The organism is Oceanicola sp. S124, assembly GCF_000220565.1.
In the GTDB taxonomy this organism is placed as follows: Bacteria; Pseudomonadota; Alphaproteobacteria; order Rhodobacterales; family Rhodobacteraceae; genus Pseudooceanicola.
This window is the reverse complement of the sequence record NZ_AFPM01000298.1, coordinates 18,150-30,610: the sequence shown is the minus strand read 5'-3', so window position 1 is coordinate 30,610 and position 12,461 is coordinate 18,150. Positions and strand designations below refer to the sequence as shown.

Annotated in this window: 13 protein-coding genes; 6 read left to right on the top strand and 7 right to left on the bottom strand. The window is 69.4% G+C overall.

What is annotated here, in order from left to right; translation table 11 throughout:
* Window positions 1–280: 280 nt before the first annotated feature.
* On the bottom strand, window positions 281–862 hold the full coding sequence (locus OS124_RS0120175; RefSeq protein ID WP_010141767.1) for a peptidoglycan-binding domain-containing protein: 582 nt from the start codon (window positions 860–862) through the stop codon (window positions 281–283).
* Between the two features lie 191 nt (window positions 863–1,053).
* On the opposite strand from OS124_RS0120175, the gene OS124_RS0120170 reads away from it, so the two are divergent.
* Window positions 1,054–1,377 carry a 2Fe-2S iron-sulfur cluster-binding protein gene (locus OS124_RS0120170; protein ID WP_010141766.1) on the top strand — a complete coding sequence of 108 codons (324 nt, stop codon included), beginning with the start codon at window positions 1,054–1,056 and terminating at the stop codon, window positions 1,375–1,377.
* A gap of 101 nt (window positions 1,378–1,478) precedes the next feature.
* Window positions 1,479–2,171 (top strand): FG-GAP repeat domain-containing protein, encoded by a 693-nt coding sequence (locus OS124_RS0120165; RefSeq protein ID WP_010141765.1) that lies wholly within the window; start codon window positions 1,479–1,481, stop codon window positions 2,169–2,171.
* Here the strand turns inward: OS124_RS0120165 and OS124_RS0120160 are convergent.
* On the bottom strand, window positions 2,123–2,854 hold the full coding sequence (locus OS124_RS0120160) for a hypothetical protein (protein WP_010141763.1): 732 nt from the start codon (window positions 2,852–2,854) through the stop codon (window positions 2,123–2,125). The genes OS124_RS0120165 and OS124_RS0120160 overlap by 49 nt on opposite strands.
* Before the next feature lie 237 nt (window positions 2,855–3,091).
* Window positions 3,092–4,357, bottom strand: coding sequence for a phosphoribosylamine--glycine ligase (gene purD, locus OS124_RS0120155; RefSeq protein ID WP_010141762.1), 1,266 nt, complete (start codon window positions 4,355–4,357; stop codon window positions 3,092–3,094).
* 278 nt (window positions 4,358–4,635) lie between these two features.
* Here purD and xseA point away from each other — a divergent pair, with 278 nt between their 5' ends.
* Entirely contained in the window at window positions 4,636–6,252 is a 1,617-nt protein-coding gene (xseA, locus tag OS124_RS0120150) for an exodeoxyribonuclease VII large subunit (RefSeq protein ID WP_010141761.1), read from the top strand.
* A 31-nt stretch (window positions 6,253–6,283) separates the two neighbouring features.
* Here xseA and OS124_RS0120145 read toward each other — a convergent pair whose 3' ends face one another.
* Both OS124_RS0120145 and OS124_RS25395 read right to left on the bottom strand, forming a co-directional pair.
* Window positions 6,284–6,727 (bottom strand): hypothetical protein, encoded by a 444-nt coding sequence (locus tag OS124_RS0120145; protein WP_010141760.1) that lies wholly within the window; start codon window positions 6,725–6,727, stop codon window positions 6,284–6,286.
* A 98-nt stretch (window positions 6,728–6,825) separates the two neighbouring features.
* Window positions 6,826–7,923: an alkane 1-monooxygenase gene (locus OS124_RS25395; RefSeq protein WP_010141759.1), complete on the bottom strand. Its 1,098-nt coding sequence runs from the start codon at window positions 7,921–7,923 to the stop codon at window positions 6,826–6,828.
* Window positions 7,924–8,128: 205 nt separating this feature from the next.
* On the opposite strand from OS124_RS25395, the gene ftsY reads away from it, so the two are divergent.
* Window positions 8,129–9,322 (top strand): signal recognition particle-docking protein FtsY, encoded by a 1,194-nt coding sequence (ftsY, locus tag OS124_RS0120135; protein WP_010141758.1) that lies wholly within the window; start codon window positions 8,129–8,131, stop codon window positions 9,320–9,322.
* Window positions 9,323–9,377: 55 nt separating this feature from the next.
* On the opposite strand, the gene OS124_RS0120130 is transcribed toward ftsY, so the two are convergent.
* Complete coding sequence (locus tag OS124_RS0120130; RefSeq protein ID WP_010141757.1) at window positions 9,378–9,845, bottom strand: MgtC/SapB family protein; 468 nt, start codon at window positions 9,843–9,845, stop codon at window positions 9,378–9,380.
* Window positions 9,846–9,902: 57 nt separating this feature from the next.
* On the opposite strand from OS124_RS0120130, the gene OS124_RS0120125 reads away from it, so the two are divergent.
* Window positions 9,903–10,817, top strand: coding sequence for a DMT family transporter (locus OS124_RS0120125; RefSeq protein WP_010141756.1), 915 nt, complete (start codon window positions 9,903–9,905; stop codon window positions 10,815–10,817).
* Window positions 10,814–11,443 carry an inner membrane-spanning protein YciB gene (locus OS124_RS0120120; protein ID WP_010141755.1) on the top strand — a complete coding sequence of 210 codons (630 nt, stop codon included), beginning with the start codon at window positions 10,814–10,816 and terminating at the stop codon, window positions 11,441–11,443. Before OS124_RS0120125 ends, OS124_RS0120120 begins: the two co-directional genes overlap by 4 nt.
* Before the next feature lie 66 nt (window positions 11,444–11,509).
* On the opposite strand, the gene OS124_RS27625 is transcribed toward OS124_RS0120120, so the two are convergent.
* Window positions 11,510–12,313 (bottom strand): hypothetical protein, encoded by an 804-nt coding sequence (locus OS124_RS27625; RefSeq protein ID WP_010141754.1) that lies wholly within the window; start codon window positions 12,311–12,313, stop codon window positions 11,510–11,512.
* Window positions 12,314–12,461: the final 148 nt, after the last annotated feature.

The window sequence follows — 12,461 nt, the reverse complement described above, 5'->3', positions numbered from 1 at the left end:
AATCCCGCACCGGACCCGACCGACATCGCCATGAAACAGCCGAACCACTCCTCACGGGTCCCAGTCAGCGGGGATCCCGGCGCCCCACGACGGGCCATGCCAGTGTCTATCCAAAGGCTGAAAATACTGCGGGGGAGCCCGCACAGCGGGTGGGGGCAGCGCCCCCGGCCCCCCCTATCCCACGGGCACCCCGTCGTCCTGCCGGACCAGCGTCCCCCCCCCCCCCACACAGGGCGAGGGCGCCTGGCACGCCAGGCGCTCCGGGCAGCCGGGCCCCGCCCTAGCCCTCTGGGGCGATGTCCAGCTCGGCCAGTCCCAGCTGGCGCGCTGCCGCCAGCGAGAGGATGCCGCTGTCCAGCCCCTGTGGTGCCTGGTAGGCGCGCACGGCGCGGCGGGTGCGGGCGCTCATCTCGCCGTTGATCGCACCGGTGTAGAGCCCCCGTGCCGCCAGCGCCCGTTGCAGCGAAGCGGTGAAGGCCGGGGTCAGCTCTTCGTCGCAGGGCACCCGGAACCAGAGCTCGCGGCGCTCGCGGATGATCTCCTGCCGGGTCTCGGTCTTGTAGATCGCAGGCTGGGTCACCCGGCCGTCGCTATGCACCTCGGCCGGCTGCATCAGGATCTGCGCGGTGACGGTCTCGACCACGGCGGGCTGCACCTCCTTGCCCCAGCATTGCGAGGGGTCCGATCCGGGCGGCGGGCGGGCATAGAGGCGGGTGATCTCGGGCGTGCCGAGGGCGGGAAAGTCGGGCAGCTCGGCGGCGCAGCCCGTCAACATCAGGCAGGTCAGCCCGACGGGCACGATGCCCGCGGGCGCAAGTCGCGATCCTGCCCGCCGCCTGGTGCCAGAGCTTTCTGCTGCCATGGTCCGTCCTCTGCCTCGGCGGATACCCTAGTCGCTTTGCCGCCGCCCCGGAAGCGCCTTTGGCGCGGGCAATGGCCGCTGCTGAGGGGCTGCGGGGCGGAAAGGGGCTGGAACGGCGGCCATGGCGCGGCTAGGTAGGCGGGGCGGCCCAAGGCAGCCTCGCAGCAGACCCAGACGGAAGGACCCGGCAGATGGCGAAGATCACCTATATCGAACACGACGGCACCGAGCATGTCGTCGACGTGAAACCGGGCCTGACCGTGATGGAAGGCGCCCGCGACAACGGAATCCCCGGCATCGAGGCCGACTGCGGCGGTGCCTGCGCCTGTTCTACCTGCCATGTCTACGTCGCCCCCGACTGGGTCGAGAAGCTGCCCGCGAAGGACGACATGGAAGAGGACATGCTGGACTTCGCCTACGAGCCCGATCCGGCCCGCTCTCGCCTGACCTGCCAGATCAAGGTGACCGAGGCACTGGACGGCCTCGTCGTGCAGATGCCCGAGCGCCAGATCTGATGGCGCGGCGCGGCGGCACCCGGCTTGCCGGCCCGGCCGCGCCCTCTCTTTCAGGTCCCCGACGGTCCCCCCCCGCGCGATGGCTGGGGCTCGGCGCGGCGATGCTCTGTGCCCTCGCGACCGGCCTGCCGGGGCAGGCCCGGGCCGAGACCATCCGTGCCGCGCGCTACGACGCGCCGACCAGCCGCTATGCCCATGGCGTGCTGGGGGATGCGATCGAATATGGCGCGCTCGAACTGACCCTGTCTGGCGGCTCCACCCGCCTGTTCCGCCTGCCGCAAGAGCTTGTCTTCGAGGACCTGGCCCCGCGGCTGGCCGATCTGGACGGCGATGGTGCCGCCGAGGTGGTCACGGTCGAAAGCCACGCCAGCCTCGGGGCGCGCCTGGCGGTCTGGGGGCCGGCGGGCCGGATCACCGCCACGCCGCATATCGGGCAGGCCAATCGCTGGCTGGCCCCGCTTGGCGCGGCGGATCTTGACGGCGACGGCCGGGTCGAGCTGGCCTATGTGGATCGCCCGCACCTGGCCCGGACCCTGCGCATCTGGCGCCACGAGGCCGGGCAGCTGACCGAGATCGCCCGGACCGGGGGGGTGAGCAATCACCGGATCGGCTGGGATCGCATTCCCGGCGGGATCCGCAGCTGCGCCCGAGGGGTCGAGATGGTGCTGGCGGATGCGACCTGGCAGCAGATCCTGGCGCTGCGCCTCACCCGCGAGGGCGAGGTGACACGCCGTGTCATCGGCCCCTATGCGGGGCCCGACAGCCTGGATGCGGCGCTGGCCTGTCCCTCGTGACCGGGACCGCCCCGAGGGCATGGCCTGGCTAGCGCAGGCTGACGACCGTGTCCGAGGCCATAGGCGCGTCGGGCATGCCCTCGGGGCGCGGGCCGCCCATGGTCCAGAGGATGAAGGGCAGGGTGGCGAGGGGATAGTTCCTCGGCCCGCCGGAAGGGCCAGAACCGGCAGGAGATCAGCGCCCCGGCGACCATCATCAGCAAAAGCACGGGCAGCAGGGTGAAAAAATTGCGTGGCTGGCCGTGGAAGGCCAGCGCCGCGAGCGCGCAGAGCACCAGGCCGACCAACAGCAATGCCGCTCCGATCAGGAAGACCGCGAGGCGGGCGCGGCCGGTGTCCTCCATCTGGTAGGTCATGCCGGGGCGCACCTGCCCGAGCCGCGTGGCGACCTGAGACAGCAGTCCGAGATACTCGGCGAGATCCGGGTCTTCCTCGTTGCGTCGTGCCGACGTGGCGATCTGGATCCGTGCCACCTGTCCGGCGGTCTCGAGATCGAAGCGCATCGTCCGGGTTGCGCCGCTGCGCATCTGCAGCAGGCTCGCCCTCTGGACGCTGCGCAGGGCCACGGTGCCGCCGGGACCGGTCAGCCGGTCGCCCTTGAAAGACCAGGTTTGGGGCCGCCGCAGCTTGGCCGGGCGGAAGGTGAAACTGTGATCCGTGCGGGGCGCTGCCTGGGCATTCATGACGCGGGAGATTACGCGAATGGTTGAATCCTGCAAGCGCCCTTGGCGCGTGGCGGGGCGGAAAACACCTCTTGTCCGTACCTTGCCCGGCAGAAGGTGGCGGCCGTCGCGACATCGGAATGGCCCATGAAACGCTGGCGTCTCAGGGCCCGGCCGGCGCATGTGGCCGGACCAGGCAGGGAGGCCGCCAGCCCCGAGGGACCGGCGCAGGTGCTCATCTTCAGGGCGAGTGGCTCGTCAGCCGAGGATGCGCCAGCCGATGTCACGGCGCAGGAAGCCCTCGGGCCAGTCCAGCGTGTCGGCCATGGCATAGGCGCGCTCGCGGGCCTCGGCCAGCGAGGCGCCGCGCGCGGTCAGGTTCAGCACCCGCCCGCCATTGGCCAGCACCTTGCCGCCCTCGGCCCGTGTGCCGGCATGGAAGCACATCTGGGCGGCGGTCTCGGGCAGGGCGTCGAGGCCGCGGATCTCGGTGCCCTTGGCATAGGCGCCGGGATAGCCGGCGGCGGCCATGACCACGGTCATCGCGTGGTCTTCGGCCCAGTTGACGCGGGCCTCGGCCAGGCGGTGCTCGGCGGCGGCCTGCATCAGGTCCAGAGCCTGGCCGCCGAGGCGCATCATCAGCACCTGGCATTCGGGATCGCCGAAGCGGCAGTTGTATTCGACCAGCCGCGCCTGGCCGTCCTTGATCATGAAGCCGGCGTAGAGGACGCCCTCGTAGGGGGTGCCGCGCTTTGCCATCTCGGCCAGGGTCGGGCGGATGATCTCCGCCATGGCGCGCTCGGCGATGGCATCGGAGAGGACGGGGGCGGGGGAATAGGCGCCCATGCCGCCGGTGTTGGGGCCCTCGTCGCCCTCGCCGACGCGCTTGTGGTCCTGGGCAGTGCCGATCGGCAGGGCGGTCTCGCCGTCGCAGAGCACGAAGAAGCTGGCCTCTTCGCCCTCCATGAATTCCTCGATCACCACTTCGGCGCCGGCGCTGCCGAATTCACCGCCGAACATGTCGTCGATGGCCTCCAGCGCCTCGGCCTCGGTCATCGCGACGATGACGCCCTTGCCGGCAGCCAGGCCATCGGCCTTGACCACGATGGGCGCGCCCTGCTGGAGGATGTAGTCCTTCGCGGGCGCGGCCTCGGTGAAGCGGGCATAGGCGGCGGTCGGCGCGCCGGCGGCGTCGCAGATCTCCTTGGTGAAGCTCTTCGAGGCTTCCAGCCGGGCGGCGGCCTGGCTGGGACCGAAGACCAGCAGGCCGGCCTCGCGCAGGCGGTCGGCCACCCCGGCGGCCAGCGGTCCCTCGGGGCCGACGATGACGAAGTCGATGGCATTGGCCTCGGCGAACTCGGCCACCGCGCCACCGTCGAGAATGTCGAGATCGGCGCATTCGGCGATCCTGGCGATCCCGGCATTACCCGGCGCGACGATCAGCTTGTCGCACTTGGGGTTCTGCAAAACGGCCCAGGCCAGCGCATGTTCGCGACCGCCGCCGCCGAGGATGAGAATGTTCATGGATCATGGCCTCCGAAGCTATGGCCGGGGTTTAGCCGTCGCCCGCCCCAGGGGCAAGCGGGGAGGGGGCAAGCGGGGAGGGGGCGCTGCCCCCGTCCGCCAAGGCGGACTCCCCCGGAGTATTTTCAGCCTGGTGATGGGCAAAAGAGCGCCTTGTATCATCACCAGGCTGAAAATACTCCCGCCGAAGGCGTCCGACATCGGCGGCGGGCGCCAAGGCCGGGTCTTTCAACCCTCTGGCGGCAGCGTTAAACTGTCCCGAAACAAGGGGCAGTTTCATGGACATGTTCGAGGACGACACCCCCGGCAATGCGCCGGAGTTCACGGTTTCCGAGCTTTCGGGCGCGGTGAAGCGCGTGGTCGAGGGCGAGTTTGCCCATGTCCGGGTCCGTGGCGAGATCGGGCGGGTGAGCTTCCCGCGCTCGGGGCATGTCTACATGGACCTGAAGGACGACCGCTCGGTGATTGCCGGGGTGATCTGGAAAGGTGTCGCGAGCCGGCTGGAGACCCGCCCCGAAGAGGGGCTGGAGGTCGTCGTGACGGGGCGGCTGACCACCTTCCCGGGCCAGTCCAAGTACCAGCTGGTGATCGAGGACATGGCGCCGGCCGGCATGGGCGCCCTGATGGCCATGCTGGAGAAGCGCAAGCAGATGCTGGCGGCCGAGGGGCTTTTCGAGGCTTCGCGCAAGAAGCCGCTCCCCTTCCTGCCCGAGGTGATCGGCGTGGTGACCTCGCCCTCGGGGGCGGTGATCCGCGACATCCTGCACCGGCTGCGGGATCGCTTCCCGCGCAAGGTGCTGATCTGGCCGGTCGCCGTTCAGGGCAAGACTTGCGCGCCCGAGGTGGCGCGCGGGATCGCCGGGTTCAACGCCATGACGCCGGGCGGCGCCCTGCCGCGGCCTGACCTGATCATCGTGGCGCGGGGCGGGGGCAGCCTGGAAGACCTCTGGGGGTTCAACGAGGAAATCGTCGCCCGCGCCGCCGCCGCCAGTGAGATTCCGCTGATCTCTGCGGTCGGGCACGAGACCGACACGACGCTGATCGACTTCGTGTCCGACCGCCGCGCCCCGACCCCGACCGCCGCCGCCGAGCTGGCCGTGCCGGTGCGCGGAGAGCTGCTGGCCTGGGTCGCTGAACAGGGCGCACGCCTGACCCGTGCCCAGACCCAGGCGGTCGAGACACGCGGGCGCTGGCTGCGCGACCTGTCGCGTGCCCTGCCGCGCCCCGAAACGCTGACCGAGGGGCCGAAGCAGCGTCTGGATTACCTGTCCGACCGCCTGCCCAATGCCCTGCGCGGGCTGGCGCAGCGGCGGCGGGTCACCCTGTCCGAGCGCGGCGCCCTGCGGCCGGCCCTGCTGCGCGGACGGCTGGCCGAGGAAGGCCGGCGGCTGGAGGCGCTCTCGGCCCGGTTGCGACCGGCACTGGACCGCGCCGTCACCGCCAAGCGCGAGGCACTGGGCTACCGTTCGGACCGGCTGAGCCTGCGGCCGATCTCGCGCGATCTAGCGCGCCAGAAGGGCGACCTGGCCGAAACCCTCGCCCGCCTCTCCCGTGCTGGCGAGGCCGATCTGCGCCGCCGCCGTGATCGGCTCGGCGCCGCCGAACGGATGCGCGAAACCCTGGGTTACAAGGCCACCTTGCGGCGCGGCTACGTGCTGGTGCATGACGGCGAGGGGCAGCTGCTGCGCTCGCGCGATGCGGCGGCAGCGGCCTCGGGGCTGCGGCTGGAATTCGCGGATGGCAACCTGGAGCTGGGCGAGATGCCTGCGCGCCCCGTTGAGGAGGGGGGCGACCCCGCCGCATCGAAGGCACCGACGCCGCAGAAACCCGCCGCGAAGGCCCCACGCAAGCCGGCGAAGGACGAACCGCCCTCGGGGCAGGGCTCGCTGTTCTAGGGGCGGTTTCCGGGGAGGGAGCAGGGGCGGCTCAGACGCCGACCTCGGGGCCCTTGCACTGCATCGGCTCGGCGCTGGACTGCATCTCGTAGAGCACCGTTTCCTCGCCGCCCTGGAAATAGGCGGTCAGCCCGTTGCCGCCCTCGACGAAGCTCCAGCACTGCGGATCGGGCTGGTCTTCGTAGACGAAGCAGATGTGGCCGGCCTCTTCGTACCAGTGCCCGTCCTTGCAATTGCCATCCAGGAAGGACCAGCGGACGCGGCGGCCCGGCAGGTATTCCTCGACCCCGTAGGCCTGGCCCTCGGCGCCGTAATAGAACGTCTTGCCAAGGGAATAGGCGTCGAACTCTTGCGCCGACAGGGCGTTGCCGGGGACGGTCTGGGCGCCGTCTGGGCCGGTCTGGCGGCTGTCCTGGGCCGGTGCGGCAAGGGGCAGGCCAAGCAGGAGCGCGATGAGGAGGGCATGGGATCTCATTCCGCCAGTCTGGCAGAGCGGCGGCGCGGTGCAACAGGGAACTGCCTGGGCGGGGTGGACGCGCGACCGCCCGCGCGTCGGGCGCCGGGTGGGGTCGGTCAGTCAGCGCCGGCGGCGCCAAGGTGGGGGCCCGCCGACCTGGCGCGGGCCTCGTCTCGCAGGCGGGATGTCCTTGCGGCCTCCAGCGCGCCGACGCGCGGATCCATCACCCGCCGCCACCAGCCAGGGAAAAGCGCCACCGTGGCCATCACCGGCAGAGCGCGCGGCAGCATCGGCATCGTCTCGCGGTCCAGTTGCAGGCCGGGATAGATCCGCCCGGGGTGCAGGTGGTGGTCGGAATGACGCGGTGCATTCAGCATCATCGCCTGGCTGGCGGCGTGGGGGGCGTTCCAGGAATGCTCGGGGCCGACGGGCGCAAGCTTGCCATGGGCGCGCTCTTCCCTCTCCAGCCCGTAGTGCTGCACGTAGTCGGCCAGCAGGATCTGGATCTGGGCGAAGACGCAGATACCGACATAGATCGCCAGCCCCGGGACCCCGCCGAAGCCGAGTGCCAGCGCCATGCAGATCGCGGCGGTCGCGACATAGCCGATGTAGGGATGGCGGAGGCGGGCCTTGCCGGCGCGCCTCAGATCGTAGCTTTCGATCTTGTAGCCTTCGATGAAGGACCCGCGCCAGGCCCGGCCGAAGTAGGCCCAGAAGCCCTCTCCCAGCATGGCGGTGTTGGGGTCGTAGGGCGAGGCGACCCAGACATGATGCACCTTGGGGTGGGCGCTGGCGTGATGGCCAAAGAGCAGGCTGGCATAGATCATCCGCCCGAGGCGGCGCAGGGCGCGCTTCGGACGGTGGATCAGCTCATGGGCGTTGGGATGGGAGACCTGGCCGAAGTAGACCCCGAAGGCGATGGCGGCGGGCAGCACCTCGTCCCAGGTCTCGGCACCGCCGGGGCTGCCGAGAAAGCGCATCGCGATCAGCACCAGCCACAGATGCGCCACGCCAAGCCCGACCTGCAGGCCGACCCCGCCCGGCATGGCATCTTCCAGCGGCGGGTTGTGCCAGTTCTTCGGCAAGAGCACGTCCAGCAGGGCGGTGAAGGCGGTCAGGTAGACCAGCGCGATCCAGCCCCAGGCGCCGCCCGCCATGGCGGCAAGCATCAGCAGCGGGACCGGCACAAGGGTGGCGATCAGGAATGCGGGCATGGTTCTACCTTCGTGTTCCCCGGGTCGGCCCGGGGGGTCTTGGGGGCGTCCGGCCGCCACAATAGCCGTCTTTGCGGTTTCAATCGGGCAGAATGTCAGCCGTTTCGCGGCGATCCGGACCGATCCGGGGCGGTCTCGTCGGGTCGGGGCCTTCCATCGCGGCGGCTTTGGCATTACCTCGGGGGCAAGCAAGGAAGGAAGCCCCATGGCGCTGTTTTCGAAACTGAAGGACCGGCTGTTCAAGTCCTCGTCGCGGCTTGAGGCGGGGCTGGACGCCATTGTCGACGAGGGGGCAGGTGCCGCGACTGCCGCGCCGGACCCCCGCGAGGTGCCGCGCCCGGCACCCGAGGAAGTGCCCGATACCCCCGCGCCGGACCTGCCGGAACGCCCGGTGCCTGACACTCCGGCGCCGGATGTGCCGCAGCCGGAGCTGCCCAGCCCCGGCCCGGACGAGGTGCCCGCACCCGGCCCCGAGCTGGCCCAGCAGGGCCTGCTCGACAGGGAAACGGCACGCGGCGGTGGGCTCGTCTCTCGACTGTTCGGGCGGGGGGGCGACAGCGCCCCGCGCCGGGTGCTGGATGACGAGATGCTGGAAAGCCTGGAAGAGCTGCTGATCGCCTCGGACATGGGGGTGGACACGGCGCTGCGCATTACCGCCAACATGGCGGCGGGGCGGATGGGCCAGAAGCTCTCGGTCGACGAGATCAAGCGGCTGCTCTCGCAGGAGGTCACCCGGGTGATGGAGCCCGTGGCGCGACCGCTGCCGATCTATCAGAAGACGCCGCAGGTGGTGCTGGTGGTCGGGGTCAACGGATCGGGCAAGACGACGACGATCGGCAAGCTGGCCTCGCAGTTCCGCGCCGCGGGCAAGTCGGTGGTGATCGCCGCCGGGGATACCTTCCGCGCCGCTGCGGTCGAGCAGCTCGAGGTCTGGGGGCAGCGCGCCGGGGTGCCGGTGCTGAAGGCCGAGACCGGCAGCGATCCGGCCAGCCTGGCCTTCGACGCCATGACCATGGCCGAGGAGCAGGGCGCCGACCTGCTGATGATCGACACCGCCGGGCGGTTGCAAAACCGCCAGGACCTGATGGAGGAACTGGCCAAGATCGTCCGGGTGATCCGCAAGAAGGATCCCACGGCGCCGCACAACACGCTGCTGGTGCTGGATGCCACCACCGGCCAGAACGCCGTCAGCCAGGTCGAGACCTTCCGCAAGCTGGCCGATGTCTCGGGGCTTGTCATGACCAAGCTGGACGGCACTGCCAAGGGCGGTGTGCTGGTGGCGCTGGCCGACAAGTTCGGCCTGCCGATCCATGCCATCGGCGTCGGCGAGCAGATCGACGACCTCGCGCCCTTCGATCCCGAGGATTTCGCCAGGGCCCTCACCGGGCTGGACAGCTAGGACCGCAGCCCCTGTCGCAGACAACGTCCCTCCGGGCGGGCCGTGATGCGGTCCATCACTCGAGCACGCGCTTCATCAGCCAGAGCACCGTGACGGCCATCACCGAGGTGAGCGCCGCCAGCGCCAGGTTGCCCATGCCCGCCGAGAGGCCGACCGCCCCGGCCAGCCAGAGCCCGGCGCCGGTGGTGATGCCCCGGACCTTGTCGTCGGCGGTGAAGATCGCCCCCCCGGCGAGGAAGGCGACCCCGGCGGTGACCGCCTCGATCACGCGGATCGGGTCCTTGCGGATCGAGTCATCGTCGGTCAGCGGGCTCATCAGGATGCCGAGCATGATCAGCGTGAACAGGCAGGCCGCCAGCGACACCAGCATATGCGTGCGCAGACCTGCCGACTTTTCCTGCCGCTCGCGTTCCCAGCCGATGACGCCGCCGAGGATCAGCGCCCCGAGCAGGCGCAACAGGATGGCGGGCCAGCCGAGACCCGGGACCGGAGAGGCGAAATGCGTGTCGAGTAAGCTTTCCATCGCTGGGTCAACGTCGCCGGAGCCCCGCCGGTTCATTTTCGCAAAGGCGCCCGTCGCATGAGCACCTGGATCACCTCCATCGAGGGCACCGAGGCCGGACACGAGGCGGCGCTGATGCTGGCGCTGGCGGCGGCCTTCCTGCATGCGCTCTTCGGCTCGTTGCAGAAGGGGCGGCTGGATCCCTGGACCTCGCGCGGGATCATGGATGTCTTCATGGTGCTGCTGGCCATTCCGGCCGTGCTCTTCCTGGTGCCGCCGCCCGAGGGGGCGCTGCAATGGGCGCTGGTGCTGGGGGCGATCCCGATCCACATGGCCTACAAGATCGGCATGGCCATGGCCTATTCGCGCGGCGCCTATACCGTGGTCTACCCGGTGGTGCGCGGCACCGGGCCGGTATTCACCGTGCTCGGCGCCTGGGTGATCTTCGGTGAGACCTTCGCGCCGCTGCAGTGGCTGGGCGTGGCGGTGCTGCTTTCGGGGATCTTCGGCCTGGCGCTCTACAACCTGCGCACCATCACAGTGGCGCGCGACACGCTGGTCGCAGCCATGGGGCTGGCGCTGGCGACCGGTTCGCTGGTGGCGGCCTACACGACCTACGATGCCTATGCGATCCGCGCCCTGCCGGATCCCTTCAGCTTCCTGGCCTGGTTCTTCCTGGTCACCAACCTGGACTTTCCGCTGCTGCTGGCCTGGCGCTGGCGCGGACTGTCGCCCAAGCAGCGCCCGACCCGGCGCAACTGGCTGCGCGGTGGCCTGCTGGGGGCGGTCGTGGCCTATGGCTCGTTCGGGTCGGTGATGCTGGCGACGCGGCTGGACAAGGTCGGCGAAGCCGCCGTCCTGCGCGAGACCTCGACGGTCTTTGCCGCGCTGATCGGCTGGCTGGTGCTGAAGGAGACGGTGGGACCCCGCCGGATCGTCCTGATGACGTTGATTGCGGCAGGGGCCGTGATAGTAGAGATGGGTGGACGATGAAGGAGAGCCCCGTGGCCGAGACCAGAAAGATTTCCCCCGCCCTGAAGATGTCGCTGGAACTGGGGCCGGTGCTGCTGTTCTTCGTGGCCTATTTCGTGCTGAAGGACCGGGTCTTCACCATTGGCGGGCGCGAGTACGAGAGCTTCATCCTGATCACCGCGGGCTTCATCCCGCTGATCATCGCCTCGACCCTGGCGCTGTGGAAGCTGACCGGCAAGCTGTCGAAGATGCAGGTGATGACGGCAGTGCTGGTGGTCGTCTTCGGCGGGCTCTCGGTCTATTTTAACGACGAGCGCTTCTTCAAGATGAAGCCGACGATGATCTACCTGCTGTTCGGCGGCGCCCTCGGCATCGGTTTGCTGCGCGGCGAGAGCTGGCTGCAACTGGTGATGGAAGAGGCCATGCCGCTGAAGCGCGAGGGCTGGATGATCCTGACCCGTCGCCTCTGCTACTTCTTCCTGGCGCTGGCGGTGCTCAACGAGATCATCTGGCGCGGTTTCAGCACCGAGACCTGGGTTTCGTTCAAGACCTTCGGCCTGTCGGCGGCGATCTTCGGCTTCTTCATCACCCAGGCGAAGCTGTTCGAGACCTATGCCGTCGAGGATGACAAGACGCCCAAGGCCTGATCCTTTGCGCCGGACATGAAAAGGCCCCGACGGCAGCGTCGGGGCCTTTTCGTTTCGCTCAGCGGATCAGAGCTGCAGTTCGCGGCGGGCGAAGTCCAGCATCTCAGGGGTGACGTCGGCCTCGGTGATCGGGGCATTGCCGGTGGCGTTGTGCGCCGCCACCAGGGCCGAGCGCAGGGCGTCGTCGCTGATCGCTTCCTCGGCCTCTGCCGAGGTGATCTCGGCCTGGTCCAACACGGCCTTGTCGGCCAGGGCCTCCGCCAGGGCAGCTTCGGCCTCGGCGAGATCGGCAAGCTGTTCCTGGTAGGCGTCGTAGCCTTCTTCTCCCTCTGCGACGGGGTTGGCGTCGAGGGCGCTGCGCAGGTCGGCGATTTCCGAGGCCCAGGTCCCGGGCGTTTCGGACAGGCCGAGGGTCTCCGCCGAGGCGGCGAGATCAGCGTAGCTGTCGGCATAATCGGCGCGGGCGGCATCCAGCGCCCCGGCGGCCTCTTCTGCGGTCGCGACGGCGCCAAGGTAGGCTTTCACCGGCACCATCTTGGGATCCGAAGAATTCATGATGCCGTTCATGTTGCGGTTCAGCGAGTTGAGCGACTTCAGCGAGGCGGCGAGGGGCTTTTCGCCGCTGTTGCCGCGGGCGCTGTCGCTCTTGCCCGAGTTCCCGTTATTCCCCGAATTGCCGTTGTTGCCGGAGTTCCCGTTGTTGCCGGAGTTCCCGTTGTTGCCGGAGTTGCCCTTGTCACCGGAGTTGCCTCCGTTGGCATTGTCGCTCTTGGCGAGGGCGGCCCCGCTGCCGGTCAGGTCTGCCATGACGACGGGGGTGGCCAGCGCCAGCATGGCCGCGGTCAGGACGAGTTGGGTGGTCATCTTCATCGGATAACACTCCTACTGGTTATTCTGGTCTGTCTTGCGATGACCGGTTGTGCGGATGGAATGTGGCCTGAATGTGTCGTCAACAGACCCGACCCGGCGGTAAGTTGCTTCTCGCTGATGCTTGTTAGCGTCATGTTTTCATTCGCTT